We start from the raw sequence: 16627 nt of genomic DNA, 5'->3' as shown, positions 1-16627 counted from the left end.
ATTTAACCATTGCAAGCATCCTGTGCCTATTTATAATTATAAACAGATGTTGTTTAATCACAAATTGTTTATTTTGCCTTATTCACTCAAAAATTACCGAATACAAGCAAAGCGGGAGGTTACATATGATTACTGCAAATGCACGTGCTGTCTTCAGTCCGGAAGGTCCGTTCCAACCAACGACGATCGAGCGCAGGGAGCTCCAGCCGCATGATGTGCTCATTGAGATTAAATACGCTGGTATTTGCCACTCCGATATTCATACTGCTCGCGGCGAGTGGGGACCAGTGCAATATCCACTCGTCCCCGGACACGAGATCGCCGGAATCGTCAGACAGGTCGGATCGGCAGTCACAAAATATGCCGTTGGCGATCGCGTCGGCGTCGGCTGCATGGTTGACTCATGCGGAGAGTGCGAAAATTGCCGCAAAGGAGAAGAGCAGTACTGCCTGAATGGCCATACCGGTACCTACGCGGCGATCGACCGATACGGGCAATATACGCAAGGCGGCTATTCTACCCACATCGTCGTCACCGAAGACTTCGTGGTCCGAATCCCGGACAGTATTGAGCTGGACGTTGCCGCACCGCTCTTGTGCGCCGGCATCACAACGTACTCGCCGCTGCGCCATTGGGGTGCTGCTCCGGGTAAAAAGGTAGCGGTTGTCGGATTTGGCGGGCTTGGACATATGGCTGTGAAAATTGCTCATGCGATGGGAGCAGAGGTCACGGTTTTATCGCAGACGTTGAAAAAGAAAGAAGACGGTTTGCGGCTGGGTGCGGATCATTATTATGCCACGAGCGATCCGCAGACGTTTGAAAAACTGGCCGGTACGTTCGACCTTATTGTCAATACCGTGAGCGCCCAGATCGATATTAATGCCTACCTGTCGCTGCTGGCGCTGGACGGTACATTGGTCAATGTCGGCGCGCCCGCAGAGCCGTTGCCGGTGCAAGTATTCTCGCTTATTCCTCATCGTCGGTCGTTTGCAGGATCAATGATCGGCGGCATTCGTGAAACGCAGGAAATGCTGGATTTTTGCGCTGAACACAGCATCACCCCGGAGATCGAAGTTATTTCGGCCAACCAGATTGATGAAGCTTGGGAACGCGTACTCGCTTCAGATGTCCGCTATCGATTTGTGATCGACATCAGCACGATGGGCAAGGAATAACCGTATATTTGCATCAAATATTCAGGGCACGCCTGCAATGGTGTGCCTTTTTTGCGTTTCCTCTTGACTTAAACCATGGTTTAAGTCGTACCATTGTATCTGTCGACGATCAATGACAAAATCTGGAGGCCTCCCGATGACCTATTGCTCCATAAGCGAAGCTGCAGCCAAGTTCAATATTTCGGAATCTACCTTGCGTTATTACGAAAAGAAAGGACTGATGCCCCTAATCGAGCGCGATGAAGCGGGAAGGCGGATATTTTCCGAAGATCAAATGAGCCTTCTGGAAATCGTGATTTGTTTAAAACACACACACATGCCCATCAGCAGTATAAAGCAATATGTTGACTGGGTGATCGAAGGCGAGAACACCCTTGAACGAAGACTTGAGATGATGAACCGGCACAAGCAAGCTGTGCTCGCTGAAATTTCCGTCATGACAGAGTCCTTGAAAGGGATCGAAGCAAAAATTAACCGTTATTTGGAACGTACCCGGGGAAGAATAGAAGAATGATCATCTTGGGCATTTTGCCTGTGCGAGTTTCCTGGCATCATGCCGTTACAGAAAAAGTCATGCCACGCATGCGGAGAAAACATGGAAAAGGGGAACGATCATGAAGCTTTCAGGAAATACGATCCTTATTACCGGCGGAGGTTCCGGCATCGGATTGGCCTTTGCAGAACGATTTATTAAGGCCGGAAACAGAGTAATTGTTTGTGGAAGACGTGAAGAAGTGCTGCAAAATGCCAAAGAAAAGGTTCCGAGCCTGATTACCCGTGTAAGCGATCTGGCGATTGAATCCGAGCGGGTCGCCTTGTTTGAATGGGTGACAGCCAATTATCCGGAAGTGAATGTGTTAGTGAACAATGCGGGGATTCAGCAACGCTTCCATGTGTTAAAAGCGGATGCGAAAAACAATTGGGGTTATTTCCATAAAGAAATTACCACCAACATTGAGGCGCCTTTCCATCTTGCTATGTTGTTCGCACCCTATCTTGCGACAAAAGAAGCGGCGACGATCATTAACGTGACATCCGGGCTGGCTTTTACCCCGTTTGCGATCGCTCCGATTTATTCCGCAACCAAAGCGGCGTTTCATTCTTTTACAATGAGTCTGCGGCTCCAACTCTCCGAAACATCGGTAGAAGTCATTGAAGTTGCTCCTCCGGCAGTGAATACCGATTTGGGCGGAGCGGGTTTACATACCCAGGGAGAACCATTGGATGCCTTCGCCGATGGAATTTTTACAGGGTTGCAAGAAGGGAAACAGGAAATTGGCTATGGCTCTTCTGTGAATCGCTTACGCATGTCAAGAGATGAAATTGACGAATACACCGAAAAGATGTATCAGGCCACAAAAAACTTGATTGAATAACCCATTTCCGGTAAAAATGGCTCATTCAAGCCCACAAAGTGTCCTAACCGGGGGCAGCGCAAAAACTGCATCGCTACAGTTTTTTCAAGCCTGTTTCCCCGGTCCGCTTTGCAGGCGAGTCAAAGATTCGATAATTACTTTTTCGACCAACGTGACGATTGAGAAGAGGATCAAAAAGGTTACGACATAATCGAGTCCTCCGGCAAAAGGTAATGAAAACAGCGTCTGCCTTAGACCAAGTCTAAGTGGGTAAAATCTGTGCCTTCCGTACAGTTTTTCACAACGTTACGAAAGCTGGGCTGTAGGCCGAACGACCAGCTCGTTTACGTCAACTTCAGCCGGCTGTTCGATCGCATAGGCGATGGCTCGGGCAATAGCGGAAGCAGGAAGAGCGTGGCGCCGGTACGTCCTCATCAGTTCCCTGGCCTCATCATCCGAAATGCTCTCAGCAAGCTCGGACTGCGTTACACCGGGCGAAATGAGCGTTACCCGGATGTCTGAACCAACTTCCTGGCGCAAACCTTCCGTGATGGCTCGAACGGCGTATTTCGTTGCGCAGTATACTGCTGCAGTCGGTGAAACCGCATAGGCACCAATGGAAGCCAGGTTAATCACGTGGCCGGATTGCTGCTCCTTCATAACAGGAAGACTTGCAGCAATGCCATGCAAAACCCCGCGGATATTAACGTCGATCATCCGATTCCATTCATCAATTTTCAAGGCTTCCAAGGGAGAGAGAGGCATTACGCCGGCGTTGTTCACAATGACATCGACTCGTCCGAACCGGCTCTGCGCCAAGCGGATGATGGACTGCATTTGATCGATATTCGTCACGTCCAGCTGTTGATATAATGCGCATCCTCCTTCTGCCTCAATAAGGGAAGCCAGTGCTTCCAACCTTTCCACACGTCTTGCCCCCATGACGACAAGGGCGCCGCGGCTGGCAAGAAGCTTCGCCGTCGCTTCACCGATTCCGCTGCTTGCTCCTGTAATAACGACAACCTTTCCATTGATTTCAGACATTAACATTTCTCCTTTTTCTCTCAATATCCAATGGCTCGAATCGAACAAATCACAGGGAAAAACCGGCGCATCTCCCGCTATTTTTCACGATAGAGAACCATGCCGGCGTGGTAGAGCACCGAGTTGCGGAAATCGCCGTCTGCCTTAAAGCCTGTATCATCTACGTACTCGATATGGTCGCCTATAATCGTATACCGGCCTTGATAAGCACTTTTCCGATTTCCGCGCGCTTCGTCATACCGGCCGTTCGGCAGCAGTTCGTGTCGGATATAACCGTCTTTTATCACCCACATGCCAACATAGGGATGGGATTGTTCGTTTGGTTTACTCATTGATAATTCCCCTTTCGTTTTCGTATCCTGGACTTCAGTCTGCCTTGTCATCGTTTCCAGGATTTCCGTACCGTATGTTTATTATCGCTTCTTCGAAGAGCATGGCGGTAGCTGGATCATACATAATGATTGCCTAATCCTCCAGAAGAAGATAAAGTGGTAAATAACGTAAATAATGCGGATAAGGGGAGGAAACAAATGGATGAATGGTTCGAGAAAAAAAGAAAGGAACTGCTGCGGATCATCGAAAAATCCGCACCGGAAGACGGAACGCATGACACGCAAGTTCCCGGGTTGCGCTTGATTCGTGCTTCCCGGCCGTCCGAGCCCGTTTATTCTGTCTACGAACCTTCCCTTTGTGTCGTGGCCCAAGGTTCCAAGGTGGTCATGCTGGGGAAGGAGATGTACCAGTATGACCCAAGCAGCTTTATAACAGCTTCTGTACATTTGCCGATTACTGGACAGGTGATGGAAGCGTCGAGTGAAACACCGTATTTAAGTGTGCAAATCCATTTCGATACGAACCAGATTCTTGACGTCATTCAGGCTGCCGGAGATTCGATAAGAGCCGGAAATGAGACCTGCCGGGGTCTAAAGGTAAGCCACATCGATGATATGCTCCTGGATGCAGTTCTGCGGTTGGTGAAACTGGTCGAAACGCCACAGGATATCTCGGTGCTCGCGCATTCTGTCATGCGGGAAATTATTTACCGAGTGATTCAAAAAGAAAATAACTCTTCCTTGAAGCAAATTGCAGTCATAGGAAGTCATGCGCAGCGAATTGCGGGGGTCGTCGAGAAGCTTAACCGCGACTTTGCTCTGCCATTGCGCGTTGATGAATTGGCCGCAGAAGCTCGCATGAGCACCTCGTCTTTGTACGAATATTTTAAGAAAGTCACGGGGATGAGTCCGATCCAGTATCAAAAACAGATCCGATTGCAAGAGGCACGTCGGCTGCTGTTCTCGGAATCGATCGATGCGGCCGAAGCTGCTTTTCAGGTTGGATACGAAAGCCCTTCGCATTTTAGCCGGGAATATGCGCGGATGTTTGGGCAGCCGCCAGTCCGGGACGTTCGCCGGCTGCGCAGCGCACTACACGAAGCGGAAACAAGGGACTGAAGACCACTCTTTGCCAAGCAGCGTGGGTGGCAGCAAAAGCAAAAGGCTCGCGACTGTCCTCCTTTTCCCATCGCATAGTCAACCGAGAAGGCTCGTTATGATAAAGAAAAAAGAGCTACCTAACCGCAGGTAGCTCGATAAACACCTATTTCTAACTGGTAGCGTCGCGATGGTTCCATTCACAAGTACCATATGAAAAATATTGAAAATAAGCTTGCTTAATAACTTTCTTTTAAGAAAATAAAGCCAATCCGGCAAACCAAAGTACAGGTATAAAGAGCGCTGGCAACATATTTAACGATTTCGTTTCTTTAATCCCTAAAATCGATAAACCTGAACTGAAGATTAAAATTCCTCCAACAATCGATATTTCCGTCATTAACGCATCCGTTAGAAATGGTTCCAAGTATTGGGCGCATAAGTAAATTGATGTTTGCCAAACAAACAACACGACAGCAGCAAATACGATCCCAAAACCATATGTCGCTGCTAACGCCATCGATGTCACCAAATCTAATGTGGCATTGGTAAATAAATAAGTATGATTATTATATAACGCACCTTGTATAGGACCTAAAATAGACAGAGTACCAATACAAAATAGTAAAATCCCAGTTGATAAGCCTTTACTTAAATCAGTTTGCGAAAATCGATTAACAAGCTTTTGAAATTGTGCATCGATATCGAGAATAGTTCCTACTAATCCTCCAATCGCTAAACTTACGATGAATAATACAGGGTATTCACTATTTGGCATATTTTGCACAACAGCGTTGATGCCAAGCGCAACAGCTGCAAATCCCATTGCTGTAAATAAAGCGGATTGGTACTCGTCTTTGATTCCCTTTTTTAAAAAGCCACCAACTGCACTGCCGATTATAATAGCGATTGTATTCACAATTGTACCAATCATGTTGTCACCTCACCTCCTCTGTGCTTATCATAAACTTTCAAGTAACTTGAAGGTCAAGAAGTCTTGACAGGAATTTGGATTTCAGTGACAAACTCGTTCGTATTATTCGATAACCCATAATCAATATACGTCACTTCAACAGAGTCGCCTGTGATTTCATAGTGTTTTTGTTTTATATACTGTAAAAGCTGTTCATAATACTTACTGGCATTCACATGTGTTCCTTGAAAGCGCAACGTGACATAAAGACCTTCTGGTAATTCCTCTTGTACCGATTCTTCTACAGCCTCATTTTCCAATAATAAAAAGATGGCATCATACAAATCAAATTGACACTTCTCTATTTTGTGCTTCGCAATCGATATACCGATTTTCCCCAAAAAAACCGCCGATTGTAATTTCGAGCTATTTTCAAGGTTGCGGATGAAGAGTTCTAAATCGGCCCCACTTGGAATAGTTTGGCGTAACACCACGATTTCTCGTGTTGGGAAAACTTGCTCTTGAATGACTCCAATAACATGTGGTGTAAGAGCATCTTCAATTTGTTGTATACGATTATTTATTTTTTGTTCAATTTCTTGTAGTTCTTTAATTTTTTGCTGTGTAATTTCACGTTGAGCATGTAGTTGGTCCAGTAAATAAACCGGATCACGATTGTCGACAAAGGTTTGAATTTCTTGCAGTGACAGCCCAAGTGTCTGTAAATATTTAATTGTATTGAGCCGTTCAAAATGGGCTGTTGAAAAGTACCGATAGCCGGTTTCAGGATCTACATAAGTCGGTGTCAGTAAGCCAATGTCGCAATAGTAACGAAGCGCACTGCTTTTTATCCGGAACAGTCGTGATACTTCCCCAATTGTAAAAACATCTTTCATGTTTGTTCCTTTTCTACACCTCTAGTTCCTAATGTTTAGAATTATTTTCATAGAATTGTTCGCACTAGAAAATCAAGAGATTGATCTCTCTCATTTGCCCGTATTTATTTCCATTTATTTTAACACAAATATCCATTTGCTTTATTAGCGAATCTAGACCAATTGTTGAATACAAGTTAAACAGTCGATCTTCAACGAAAACTGCCCGTCAGTTTAACGCCCCCAGTCTAGTACTTTATTATCCAGTCTAGAACTTTATTCATCAGTCTAAAACTTTATTAGCTCTGTACAATTATGAAAAAGAAAAAAGAGCTACCTAACCGTAGGTAGCTCGATAAACAACTATTTCTGATTGGTAGCGTCGTGATGGTTCCACTCACAAGTACCACACGAAACGTATTGACCGTTAATTTATAGTCTATAACTTTATTTCTCTGGACAAACTTCCTTCTCTTTACTCAACTGTCACGCTCTTCGCAAGGTTGCGCGGTTTGTCAACATCCAAACCTCTTGCCGCCGAGGTGTAGTAAGCCAATAGTTGCAATGGAATGACGGTAAGAATCGGAGCCAGCAAAGGCAACGTTTTCGGAACGTACACGACTTGATCGACCGTTTTGATCAAATCGTTGTCGCCTGCGAAAGCAAAGCCGAGGACATGTGCGCCACGCGCTTTGACTTCTACAATATTGCTGACCATTTTTTCATAAATATCCGGCTGGGTCGCCAAGGCGATCACCGGCACATCCTCTTCAATCAAGGCCAATGTTCCGTGTTTCAGCTCGCCTGCTGCGTACGCTTCGGAATGAATGTAGGAGATCTCCTTCAATTTCAACGAGCCTTCCAGCGATACCGCGTAGTCGAGCGAACGACCGATGAAGAACAAGCTGGTCACATCTTTGATCCGCTCTGCGTATTGGCGGACATGGTCCGCATCAGCGAGAATCTGGCTGATTTGCCCCGGCAGTTCCAGCAAGTGATCCACAATTTCAGCGATTTGTTCAGCCGACTGCGTTCCTTTGATCTGTGACAGGTAAAGGGCAAACATATACAACGCCGCTACCTGTGAGGTATACGCTTTGGTCGAGGCAACCGCTACTTCCGGACCGGCCCAGGTAAAGAGCACTTCATCGGCTTCGCGGGCAACCGAGCTGCCGACCACATTGGTGATCGCCATGACGGTGACGCCGCTTTTCTTCGCTTCACGCAATGCAGCCAGTGTATCGGCGGTTTCACCCGATTGGCTGATCACAATCATCAACGTTTTATCCGTATAAATCGGGTCGCGATAGCGGAATTCGGACGCGACAGCCACTTCCACCGGGATACGGGTCAGTTTCTCGATCACATCTTTGCCGACCAAACCAGCGTGCATGGACGTACCGCAAGCGATAATGTAAATCCGGTCGTAGCTGGCCAATTGCGCATCGCTCATTTTCAGTTCCGGCAAAACGACTTTTTTCTCATCGAGATCAATGCGGGAACCGATCGTGTCGCGAATCGCTTGCGGCTGCTCAAAAATTTCTTTAAGCATGAACGAATCGAAACCGCCTTTTTCCGCTTGCACCAAATCCCAATCGACATGGAAAATGTCCCGCTCCAGTTTTTGGCCGGTTTCGGTGTCAAACAGTTCGACGCCGTCACGAGTCAAAACCGCCATTTCCCCTTCATTGAGGATATAGACGTCGCGCGTATGTTCCAGCAAAGCCGGGATATCCGAACCGATAAAGCTTTCGCCTTCGCCGACCCCGACGATCAACGGGCTGGCCAGACGAACGGCGATCAGTTTGTCCGGTTCATGTTCGCTCATAATGCCCAATGCATAGGCGCCGCGCATCCGTTTGACCGCCTTTTGCACAGTGGCGACGAGATCGCCGTCGTACAAGTCATCGAGCAAATGGGCAATCACTTCGGTATCTGTTTCCGAAACAAATGTATAACCTTTTTGCACAAGCTCTTCTTTAATCGACAGGAAGTTTTCGATAATCCCGTTGTGCACAACGGCGAACTTCCGTTTTGCATCTGTATGAGGATGCGCATTCAGATCAGACGGACGGCCGTGCGTAGCCCAGCGGGTATGTCCAATCCCGACATGACCTTTCAGCGGCTGTGCGGCCAAAAGCTCTTCCAGATTGGCTAATCGGCCTTGTTTTTTATCCAAAGACAAGCCCTGTTCGGTCAAAACAGCCAGGCCAGCCGAGTCATAGCCGCGATATTCCAATTTCCGCAAGCCTTCGATAATGATCTCCTGCGCATTTTTATTCCCAATATATCCAACGATTCCGCACATGTTTAAACAAGTCCCCTTTCGTGAACGGACGGGGACACTGCCGTACTCTATCCGTAACGGGGAAGTGTCCCCGTCACTCCATCGCAATTTTTTAAAATGGTTGTGTATCGTATACAGGTATTGTGCAACAGGTTACCCCGCTGTTTTGTCCCTGTATTTTCGGCCTCGATACAACCGGCCGGGAGGCATCCGCCGAATCCTTCGATAAACCTCCACCTCGTCCACTGCGTTCTCTCCGACCCACGCAGTGCTGGCGCTTTGTTTGGGAAAATCAAATCGGGTCATCAATCGCCTAAACTATTCGAAACACCTGCCCCCTTTCCGTACATGATTACTTTAGCACAGGTTTGGCAAGGCAACAACAACTATTTCGATGTTTCATCATATGCAAAAGGAAGCAGCGAGGTGCTGCTTCCTTCCGTTTTATAGACAACCTTTGACACGCCGGCACGGGCGGTTTCTCCGAGCCAAGGTGCCGTTCCTGTTTCCAACTTAAACCAACTGCTGTTTTACGACGTCGACGATCCGATCTACGAGTGCGCTTAGCTTGGCTTCATCCGGACCTTCCGCCATGACCCGCACGATCGGTTCAGTCCCCGACGGGCGGACCAATACGCGACCGTCACCAGCCAACTCTTCCTCCACTTCTTTGATCACTTGCTCGATCGCCTGATTGCCGTTCAGTTTGGTTTTATCCACGACCGGCACATTGACCAAAATCTGCGGATACTTGCTCATCACTTGTTTCAGTTCCGATAATGGCCTGCCTGTTTCCTTCAAGACGTTGAGCAACTGCAAGCCGGTCAGCAAACCGTCACCGGTCGTGTTATGATCCAAAAAGATGATATGGCCCGACTGTTCGCCGCCAAGGTTGTATCCGCCGCGAATCATTTCCTCCACCACATAGCGGTCGCCCACTGCCGTTTTCGTCGTATTGATCGCCGACTCCTCCATCGCTTTGAAGAAACCGAGATTGGCCATCACTGTCGTCACTACGGTATTGTTGTTCAGTTTTCCTTTCGCTTTCAACGCGCGGGCACAAATGGCCATAATGTAATCGCCGTCGACGATCTCCCCGTTTTCATCTACGGCAATACAACGGTCAGCATCGCCGTCGAAGGATAAGCCGAGATGAGCTTTTTGCTTGATAACTTCCTCCTGCAGCCGCTCCGGATGGGTCGAACCGCAGTTCTCATTGATATTGACACCGTTTGGATTCGCTCCGATCGTGACCACTTCCGCTTCCACGTCGGCAAACAGACGCGCCGCCAAAGAGGAAACCGCCCCATTGGCGCAATCCAGCACGATTTTGTAACCGTCAAACCGCTCGCTGATCGTGCTCTTCAAGTGAGACAAATACTTCTGTCCGCCTTCGAAGTAATCGAGGACCGTACCGATATCTGCACCGGTCGGACGCGGCAATGTATCTTCTGAAGCGTCGAGATACTGTTCGATTTCCGACTCGACTTCATCAGACAGTTTAAAACCATTGTTCCCGAAAAACTTGATGCCGTTATCAGGATATGGATTATGGGATGCGGAAATCATGACGCCGGCATCCGCTCCGGTTGCTCTTGTCAAATACGCCACACCAGGTGTAGAAATTACCCCTAGTCGAACCGCTTCTACCCCTACGGAGAGCAGTCCGGCCAACAGGGCATTTTCCAGCATCTCTCCGGAAACACGAGTATCTCGTCCAATTACGACTTTCGGTCTGCCTTCACTCTTGTGTCTGGTCAGTACGTAGCCACCAATCCGTCCCACTTTAAAAGCCAACTCAGGCGTCAGTTGCGCATTCGCAATCCCACGTACACCATCTGTTCCGAAATACTTCCCCATTCTTGTCCCTCATTTCTATCCTTCTACACATCTATAGCATATGCCTATCTCTGTTTATTGGTGATTTCCACCGTTACCGTTTTTAATGCAGTCGGGCCTGTTTTCAAATAATCTGGCTGATTATAGATGTAATTCAGTGCGACTTCATGCACGCCCGGCGGCAAATTGCTGACATCCGCCACGACTTGAACATCATCAAGCTTCATTTGCTGCAAAATTTCCGCAGCCCCGATTACGTCAAAATCGATGGTGGAAAGTTCTTTTCCATCCGCACTAAGTACCCTGGCTTCGGTGTTTTCCGACAACCCGGTAACCCGAATCGGGACCCTTTCCAAACGTTTTGTCGAAGACTTCACGACTTTTAATGAGACCTGCAGGTAATCAGGATCTACTTTTACTATCTTGTCCAAAAGCGGCATTTTTAGCTGAACCAAATGATCTGAGGTAATTTTGCTCAAATCAATTTCCGGCCCCGGGTAAGTGCTGAGCTTAGCCGGATCAATAACCTCCTTGGGACCGTATACAGTCGCCTCCTCTGTATTCATCTGAACACTCGCCAAGCTGTACCCATCCGGAAGCTCATTGACCAAGTTCAATTTGATTGGCACTTTGACAAACGGACTGGTTACGGGTACCTCTACCCCGACGGTCAACGGATTTACTTCCACCTTGTCAATCTCGTTTCCTGCCTTGTCGACAACTTTTAACGGAACGGTCGTTTTGATCGTTTCCGTTGCCTGATCCAGATTGACAGTCGCTTTGACCAAAGCAATGTCGTCAACCCGGCTCTCCGGCACTTTTACCAGCACACGGAACGGTTTGACGATCGGTTCCCCCGCCGTATAGCCCGGCGCGACTTGCCCCAATGTTTCCACCTGCACTTCTTTTTCCACCGTTTTCTTCTCTTCCAATGTCACGTCAACTTGGTTGGGAATAATTCCGACTTTCGCTTCTTCAGGAAAGCCCCGGTACTGGACATTGACCCGATGTGTCCCTTTGCCCTGTCCCCGCAAATCAACATACACTTCATAGGAATCAGGGGGGATAAAGTTATGCCGGTAAAACGGATTGTTGCTTTCCAATGCGACCTTTACCGTCTGGGGTACTTTTACCACTTCGAATTGGTCACTATCATAATAAACTTCCAGCTTCACGCCATCAATAAAAACAGGTTGCGTACTGTCCATGGCTGCTTCCGGCTCCGCTTCCAGGTTCACCGCCATCCACATCATGGAAGCCAACAACAATGCGATAATTCTTGCCACCCACGGGCTGTTGATCCATCTATCCATGTTTTCGCCCCCACTGCCAGCGGTCGATAAATGACCTGTTTTTTGCTGGAGGAGTTAAATGCTCCAACATCATGCCGCTCAGTTGTTCCTCAGTCAAATTGCGATAGATCACTCCATTGGAAACAAAGGACACCTGCCCTGTTTCCTCCGATACAACGATCGACAAGCCGTCGGAAACTTCGCTCATCCCGATCGCCGCCCGATGTCGGGTTCCCAGTTCTTTGGAGATATTGGTGCTTTCGGATAAAGGCAAATAGCACGCTGCCGCCAATACGATATCTTTGCGGAGGATGACCGCCCCATCATGCAGCGGCGTATTCGGGATAAAAATATTGATCATCAGTTCGGAACTGACTCTGCCGTTGATCGCAATCCCGGTCTCCACATAATCGTTCAATCCCGTCTCCCGTTCAACGACAATCAGTGCGCCAATCCGCCGCTTCGCCATATAGGTTGCGGATTTGCAAACTTCTTTGACCATGCGCTGGATCTGTTCCTGGTCCTGTGTACTTTGGGTTCGTGAAAAGAGCCTTCCTCTCCCTAACTGTTCCAGCGCTTTGCGCAGCTCTGGCTGAAAAATAATAACCAAAGCCAGTACTCCGAAGGTGAAGGCTTGTTGCATCAGCCAGTGCAAAGTGGTCAGTTCAAACCATCTGCTCAAGAGCCAAGTCACGACGATAACAACAATCCCCTTCAGCAGTTGGACCGCTCTGGTACCGCGAATCAGCATTAGCAATTTATAGATAACATACGTGACCGCCAATATATCGACCGCGTATCTGATGATATCCCCATAATCGATCGAACCCATAAACGAAGCCTCCATCTTTCACTCCATTTCTATCCGCTGTCTGATTCTGAGTTGGGAAAAAGCACGGCTCCACAGCCGTGCCGACCTTAACCTCTTTTATTTTCCCTTATGGAGTCGCTGGAAGCAAGTCATTTCCGATATTTTTCAACTCATACCAGATCCATTCAAAAATCGCTTCAATCTCTTCCGTATTTCCAGCCACTTGAGCCGTCGAAGCCAAGAACACTTTCCCCTCAATCGCTACGACATTCCCGGTTACTTCCCCTTGCACTTCGACGCTGCCATTGCGGACAACAATGTCACCGTCGATTTTTGTTCCCGCTGGAACAATGACCACGTTGCGGCTATGGTCAATTTTCAGCTTATCCAAATTGGCCGAAGCCACCTGAATGACCGGATTGCGTTCAAACCAGGATGCGGAAATGCTTCCTGTCATCAGCAACAGAAAAACAGCCGCCGCCGCGATCATCGGATGTTTTCGCAGCCAGTTGGCAAAACGAAACGATTTCGTGGGCGCGGGAAGTTTCGCGAGAACCCGGTCCGTAAAATCTGCGGGAACGTGTATATGGGAAGCGCTTTGTACAAATGCGATCGCCCTTTGCAATTCACGCATGTGACGGTAACAGCGATCACAGGTTCGGAGATGTTGCTGAAGCAATTGATTGTTGTATTCGTCCAGATCTCCGTCCAGGAATTCATGGATGCGACCTGCCATTTCTCTGCATTCCATTTTGGTTGTACTCCCTTCTTCACATAAATCGCAATCGACCACGTAGCGCCTCACGACCACGATGAATTCTTGTTTTGATCGTTGTAATTGGCAGCTTTAGTATGTCACTAATTTCCTGCAGCGATAGATCCTCGATGTAGCGCAAGATCATAATCGACCTGTACTTCGGTGCCAACTGCGAAAGCGCATCCTGCACCGTTTCCTGCAACTCTTGTGTCACGACTTTTTCTTCCGGTGTTTGTTCTTTTGAGGAGAGTCTGGAATACCAATCCAGCCCTTCTCCTTGCTCAATCTCTTCATCTAAAGAAAAGTCGGGCTTTTTCTTCCGCCCTCTGTCAATGCACAGGTTTGTTGCGATGCGATAGATCCAGGTAGAAAATTTGTATTGATCGTCGTATGTGTGTAAATTTGCAAATACGCGCAAAAACGTTTCTTGTGCAATATCCTCTGCTTCTTGTCGGTTACCGACCATGCGATAGGCGAGTTGGAAGATTTTATCTTTATATATCTCGATCAACTCGGCAAATGCTTCCCGATCCCCCCGTTTGGCACGTTCGATTAACCGTTTCTCCACAAATTCCATGCTATCCTCCCCGGCAAACACCGTAATCTCCTATACGAATAGAACCTGAACTTAGTTTCACTTTTCCCGTATAAAAAATTTTCCTATGACTTACTGGCTAATATTGGGAATATTTATACTTCTTTAATTATATAGATAGAAAGAAACTCCTGCGTTATATCTTATGAAAAGGAGAGTGGATCGGATGAACAATGAATTTGTACTGGAACAAATTGAACAATTGCGCCAAGAACTGAATGACCGCTATAAGAAAAGCGGGATCATCTCCCCCGAATTGGTTGAGCTCAGTGTAAAACTGGACCAATTGCTAAACAAACTCCACTTCTTCCCTAGACTTTAGTCCGATTTCGCCTTTTTGTAAAGAGTACTGGGTTATTGGTAAAAACTGTTGGGATCAAGCCGTTTGGCAAGATCATGTTTCCATAAAAGAGAAAAAGGGGGTTCCCCCCCCTTTTTTTAGCATATGTTTAAAGCAACTTTTCCCCAAATGCCGAGCCAATCAATTCGACCGCCACCTGCGCCGTAGCATTTTCACGATCGAGGATCGGGTTTACCTCAACAAACTCGGCAGAAACGAGTACATCCGCCTCAGCCAGTATCTCCAGTGCCAAGTGACTTTCGCGATAGGAAATCCCCCCGATTACCGGCGTTCCTACGCCGGGAGCATCATGAGGGTCCAATCCGTCCAGATCAAGGCTCAGATGAACTCCGTCCGTTTCACGGCTCACTTGCTTAATCGCTTCCTCCATTACACGCGCCATTCCCAATTTATCAATTTCATGCATCGTATATACATTGAGACCTATTTCTTTAATCAATGCCCGTTCCCCCGGATCAAGATCGCGTGCCCCTATAATTACGATGTTTTCCGGCTTGAGTTTGGGAAAGAAACCGCCGAGTGAAACAAGCCGCTCATGGCCGTAACCTAAGCAGGCTGCCAGGGACATGCCGTGGATATTGCCTGAGGGCGAGGTTTCGCCGGTATTAAGATCACCATGTGCATCAAACCAAATTACTCCCAGGTTCTGCACATGTTTGGCAACTCCAGCTATTGTACCAATTGCAATGCTATGGTCTCCCCCCAGCACAAGCGGAAAACGGCCATCGCCGATCTCTTTGCTCACGGCTTCCGCCAGTTGTTCATTTGCTTTCACAACTTGCTCGAGATATTTATACTTCCCTGCTTCCACATACATTTCCGGCTGAGGAACATTAATATTTCCAGTATCCTTCAGGTCAAATCCCAATCTTTCCAATTTTTTTGCAATTCCGGCGTAACGGATAGCGCTAGGTCCCATATCAACACCTCTGCGATCGGCGCCCAGATCCATTGGCACACCAATTACCGATATTTTGTCATTCATGTGATTTTCCCCCTTAAAAGGATCTCTCCCCTCATTGTAGCGTTTCCAACCTCAATGACTCAACTCGACAACTTTTTGCATAGATATAAGTTGCAATTTTCAGTTTTTAGCCGCGCCTTGTTAAAATGGCAATAAAAAAACGAACAACCGAATGGTTGCCCGTTTTTGGCAAAGTTATGGAGCGGGTGATGGGAATCGAACCCACGCGACCAGCTTGGAAGGCTGGGGTTCTACCATTGAACTACACCCGCATGACTATCTATTAGTATCCCCAAGAAACTGAACTAATAACCATTTTTTAATAAAATGGTCGGGAAGACAGGATTCGAACCTGCGACCCCTTGGTCCCAAGCCAAGTACTCTACCAAGCTGAGCTACTTCCCGTTTCTGTTTGGCTTTTGACCATTCTCTTTCATTTGACGAAACGAAATGGCGTGCCCTGAGAGATTCGAACTCCCGACCTTTTGATTCGTAGTCAAACGCTCTATCCAGCTGAGCTAAGGGCACATCCAAGTAAAAAGTGGTGAGCCATGAAGGACTCGAACCTTCGACCCTCTGATTAAAAGTCAGATGCTCTACCAACTGAGCTAATGGCTCTCATTTCTGGCTGGGGTACTAGGATTCGAACCTAGGAGTGACGGAGTCAAAGTCCGTTGCCTTACCGCTTGGCTATACCCCAATAAAAATCAAGGTTAGTGGTGGGGAGAGACGGATTCGAACCGCCGAACCCATAGGGAGCAGATTTACAGTCTGCCGCGTTTAGCCTCTTCGCTATCTCCCCGTTAGCCTTCGCCGCTTCTCAAAAAATTATTCTGGTGGAGGCTGACGGGATCGAACCGCCGACCCTCTGCTTGTAAGGCAGATGCTCTCCCAGCTGAGCTAAGCCTCCACAACACCCCACAAAGTGT

17 protein-coding genes and 7 tRNA genes are annotated in these 16627 nt (G+C 47.7%); 6 read left to right on the top strand and 18 right to left on the bottom strand.

The window, feature by feature from the left end:
- Nucleotides 1–125 precede the first annotated feature (125 nt).
- From JOD01_RS14530 to JOD01_RS14520, 3 genes are all read left to right on the top strand, one after another.
- Nucleotides 126–1175, top strand: a complete 1050-nt coding sequence (locus JOD01_RS14530) for an NAD(P)-dependent alcohol dehydrogenase (protein WP_204519037.1) — start codon at nucleotides 126–128, stop codon at nucleotides 1173–1175.
- A gap of 136 nt (nucleotides 1176–1311) precedes the next feature.
- Entirely contained in the window at nucleotides 1312–1689 is a 378-nt protein-coding gene (locus JOD01_RS14525) for a MerR family transcriptional regulator (RefSeq protein WP_204519036.1), read from the top strand.
- A gap of 100 nt (nucleotides 1690–1789) precedes the next feature.
- Nucleotides 1790–2551, top strand: coding sequence for an SDR family oxidoreductase (locus JOD01_RS14520; RefSeq protein WP_204519035.1), 762 nt, complete (start codon nucleotides 1790–1792; stop codon nucleotides 2549–2551).
- A 285-nt stretch (nucleotides 2552–2836) separates the two neighbouring features.
- On the opposite strand, the gene JOD01_RS14515 is transcribed toward JOD01_RS14520, so the two are convergent.
- Both JOD01_RS14515 and JOD01_RS14510 read right to left on the bottom strand, forming a co-directional pair.
- On the bottom strand, nucleotides 2837–3574 hold the full coding sequence (locus JOD01_RS14515) for an SDR family oxidoreductase (RefSeq protein ID WP_204519034.1): 738 nt from the start codon (nucleotides 3572–3574) through the stop codon (nucleotides 2837–2839).
- Between the two features lie 77 nt (nucleotides 3575–3651).
- Nucleotides 3652–3906: an Atu4866 domain-containing protein gene (locus tag JOD01_RS14510; protein WP_204519033.1), complete on the bottom strand. Its 255-nt coding sequence runs from the start codon at nucleotides 3904–3906 to the stop codon at nucleotides 3652–3654.
- A 198-nt stretch (nucleotides 3907–4104) separates the two neighbouring features.
- Here JOD01_RS14510 and JOD01_RS14505 point away from each other — a divergent pair, with 198 nt between their 5' ends.
- Both JOD01_RS14505 and JOD01_RS20000 read left to right on the top strand, forming a co-directional pair.
- Nucleotides 4105–5025, top strand: a complete 921-nt coding sequence (locus JOD01_RS14505) for an AraC family transcriptional regulator (RefSeq protein ID WP_204519032.1) — start codon at nucleotides 4105–4107, stop codon at nucleotides 5023–5025.
- Entirely contained in the window at nucleotides 4941–5126 is a 186-nt protein-coding gene (locus JOD01_RS20000; RefSeq protein WP_204519133.1) for a transposase, read from the top strand. The genes JOD01_RS14505 and JOD01_RS20000 overlap by 85 nt, the downstream gene beginning before the upstream one ends.
- 131 nt (nucleotides 5127–5257) lie before the next feature.
- Here JOD01_RS20000 and JOD01_RS14495 read toward each other — a convergent pair whose 3' ends face one another.
- The 8 genes from JOD01_RS14495 to sigW all read right to left on the bottom strand — a co-directional run bounded on the left by JOD01_RS14495 (nucleotide 5258) and on the right by sigW (nucleotide 14355).
- Nucleotides 5258–5938 carry a DUF554 domain-containing protein gene (locus JOD01_RS14495; protein ID WP_204519031.1) on the bottom strand — a complete coding sequence of 227 codons (681 nt, stop codon included), beginning with the start codon at nucleotides 5936–5938 and terminating at the stop codon, nucleotides 5258–5260.
- Nucleotides 5939–5991: 53 nt separating this feature from the next.
- On the bottom strand, nucleotides 5992–6813 hold the full coding sequence (locus JOD01_RS14490) for a MerR family transcriptional regulator (protein WP_204519030.1): 822 nt from the start codon (nucleotides 6811–6813) through the stop codon (nucleotides 5992–5994).
- A 454-nt stretch (nucleotides 6814–7267) separates the two neighbouring features.
- Entirely contained in the window at nucleotides 7268–9100 is a 1833-nt protein-coding gene (gene glmS, locus JOD01_RS14485; RefSeq protein WP_204519029.1) for a glutamine--fructose-6-phosphate transaminase (isomerizing), read from the bottom strand.
- Nucleotides 9101–9592: 492 nt separating this feature from the next.
- Complete coding sequence (gene glmM / locus JOD01_RS14480) at nucleotides 9593–10939, bottom strand: phosphoglucosamine mutase (RefSeq protein WP_204519028.1); 1347 nt, start codon at nucleotides 10937–10939, stop codon at nucleotides 9593–9595.
- A gap of 44 nt (nucleotides 10940–10983) precedes the next feature.
- Nucleotides 10984–12231 (bottom strand): CdaR family protein, encoded by a 1248-nt coding sequence (locus JOD01_RS14475; RefSeq protein WP_204519027.1) that lies wholly within the window; start codon nucleotides 12229–12231, stop codon nucleotides 10984–10986.
- A complete protein-coding gene (gene cdaA, locus JOD01_RS14470; protein ID WP_239565474.1) occupies nucleotides 12224–13042 on the bottom strand; it encodes a diadenylate cyclase CdaA in 819 nt (272 codons plus the stop codon). The genes JOD01_RS14475 and cdaA overlap by 8 nt, the downstream gene beginning before the upstream one ends.
- Before the next feature lie 106 nt (nucleotides 13043–13148).
- Nucleotides 13149–13772, bottom strand: coding sequence for a zf-HC2 domain-containing protein (locus JOD01_RS14465; protein WP_204519026.1), 624 nt, complete (start codon nucleotides 13770–13772; stop codon nucleotides 13149–13151).
- 19 nt (nucleotides 13773–13791) lie between these two features.
- On the bottom strand, nucleotides 13792–14355 hold the full coding sequence (gene sigW, locus JOD01_RS14460; protein ID WP_204519025.1) for an RNA polymerase sigma factor SigW: 564 nt from the start codon (nucleotides 14353–14355) through the stop codon (nucleotides 13792–13794).
- 184 nt (nucleotides 14356–14539) lie between these two features.
- On the opposite strand from sigW, the gene JOD01_RS14455 reads away from it, so the two are divergent.
- Nucleotides 14540–14695, top strand: coding sequence for an aspartyl-phosphate phosphatase Spo0E family protein (locus JOD01_RS14455; protein ID WP_204519024.1), 156 nt, complete (start codon nucleotides 14540–14542; stop codon nucleotides 14693–14695).
- A gap of 127 nt (nucleotides 14696–14822) precedes the next feature.
- Here the strand turns inward: JOD01_RS14455 and rocF are convergent, their stop codons facing one another.
- The 8 genes from rocF to JOD01_RS14415 all read right to left on the bottom strand — a co-directional run bounded on the left by rocF (nucleotide 14823) and on the right by JOD01_RS14415 (nucleotide 16608).
- Nucleotides 14823–15719, bottom strand: a complete 897-nt coding sequence (gene rocF / locus JOD01_RS14450; protein WP_204519023.1) for an arginase — start codon at nucleotides 15717–15719, stop codon at nucleotides 14823–14825.
- A 177-nt stretch (nucleotides 15720–15896) separates the two neighbouring features.
- Nucleotides 15897–15970 (bottom strand) — tRNA-Gly (locus JOD01_RS14445).
- A 56-nt stretch (nucleotides 15971–16026) separates the two neighbouring features.
- Nucleotides 16027–16103 (bottom strand) — tRNA-Pro (locus JOD01_RS14440).
- 46 nt (nucleotides 16104–16149) lie between these two features.
- Nucleotides 16150–16226: transfer RNA gene (locus JOD01_RS14435), tRNA-Arg, on the bottom strand.
- A 14-nt stretch (nucleotides 16227–16240) separates the two neighbouring features.
- Nucleotides 16241–16316: transfer RNA gene (locus JOD01_RS14430), tRNA-Lys, on the bottom strand.
- Between the two features lie 7 nt (nucleotides 16317–16323).
- Nucleotides 16324–16398 (bottom strand) — tRNA-Gln (locus JOD01_RS14425).
- 17 nt (nucleotides 16399–16415) lie between these two features.
- A tRNA-Tyr gene (locus tag JOD01_RS14420) sits at nucleotides 16416–16500 on the bottom strand.
- A gap of 32 nt (nucleotides 16501–16532) precedes the next feature.
- Nucleotides 16533–16608, bottom strand: a tRNA-Val gene (locus tag JOD01_RS14415).
- Nucleotides 16609–16627 lie beyond the last annotated feature (19 nt).

The sequence above is a fragment of the Brevibacillus fulvus genome (genome assembly GCF_016908525.1).
In the GTDB taxonomy this organism is placed as follows: Bacteria; Bacillota; Bacilli; order Brevibacillales; family Brevibacillaceae; genus Brevibacillus_G; species Brevibacillus_G fulvus.
Note: the sequence above shows the minus strand (reverse complement) of the source record. Positions and strands in the feature narration are given on the sequence as shown.

Excerpts from the sequence above, each read along its gene's own strand:
- JOD01_RS14525 (WP_204519036.1), top strand. The coding sequence starts at position 1,312 with ATGACCTATTGCTCCATAAGCGAAGCTGCAGCCAAGTTCAATATTTCG.
- cdaA (WP_239565474.1), bottom strand. The coding sequence starts at position 13,042 with ATGGGTTCGATCGATTATGGGGATATCATCAGATACGCGGTCGATATA.
- JOD01_RS14515 (WP_204519034.1), bottom strand. The coding sequence starts at position 3,574 with ATGTCTGAAATCAATGGAAAGGTTGTCGTTATTACAGGAGCAAGCAGC.
- JOD01_RS14530 (WP_204519037.1), top strand. The coding sequence starts at position 126 with ATGATTACTGCAAATGCACGTGCTGTCTTCAGTCCGGAAGGTCCGTTC.
- JOD01_RS14465 (WP_204519026.1), bottom strand. The coding sequence starts at position 13,772 with ATGGAATGCAGAGAAATGGCAGGTCGCATCCATGAATTCCTGGACGGA.
- JOD01_RS14510 (WP_204519033.1), bottom strand. The coding sequence starts at position 3,906 with ATGAGTAAACCAAACGAACAATCCCATCCCTATGTTGGCATGTGGGTG.
- sigW (WP_204519025.1), bottom strand. The coding sequence starts at position 14,355 with ATGGAATTTGTGGAGAAACGGTTAATCGAACGTGCCAAACGGGGGGAT.
- JOD01_RS14455 (WP_204519024.1), top strand. The coding sequence starts at position 14,540 with ATGAACAATGAATTTGTACTGGAACAAATTGAACAATTGCGCCAAGAA.
- JOD01_RS14520 (WP_204519035.1), top strand. The coding sequence starts at position 1,790 with ATGAAGCTTTCAGGAAATACGATCCTTATTACCGGCGGAGGTTCCGGC.
- glmS (WP_204519029.1), bottom strand. The coding sequence starts at position 9,100 with ATGTGCGGAATCGTTGGATATATTGGGAATAAAAATGCGCAGGAGATC.
- JOD01_RS14475 (WP_204519027.1), bottom strand. The coding sequence starts at position 12,231 with ATGGATAGATGGATCAACAGCCCGTGGGTGGCAAGAATTATCGCATTG.
- JOD01_RS14505 (WP_204519032.1), top strand. The coding sequence starts at position 4,105 with ATGGATGAATGGTTCGAGAAAAAAAGAAAGGAACTGCTGCGGATCATC.
- JOD01_RS14495 (WP_204519031.1), bottom strand. The coding sequence starts at position 5,938 with ATGATTGGTACAATTGTGAATACAATCGCTATTATAATCGGCAGTGCA.
- glmM (WP_204519028.1), bottom strand. The coding sequence starts at position 10,939 with ATGGGGAAGTATTTCGGAACAGATGGTGTACGTGGGATTGCGAATGCG.
- JOD01_RS14490 (WP_204519030.1), bottom strand. The coding sequence starts at position 6,813 with ATGAAAGATGTTTTTACAATTGGGGAAGTATCACGACTGTTCCGGATA.
- rocF (WP_204519023.1), bottom strand. The coding sequence starts at position 15,719 with ATGAATGACAAAATATCGGTAATTGGTGTGCCAATGGATCTGGGCGCC.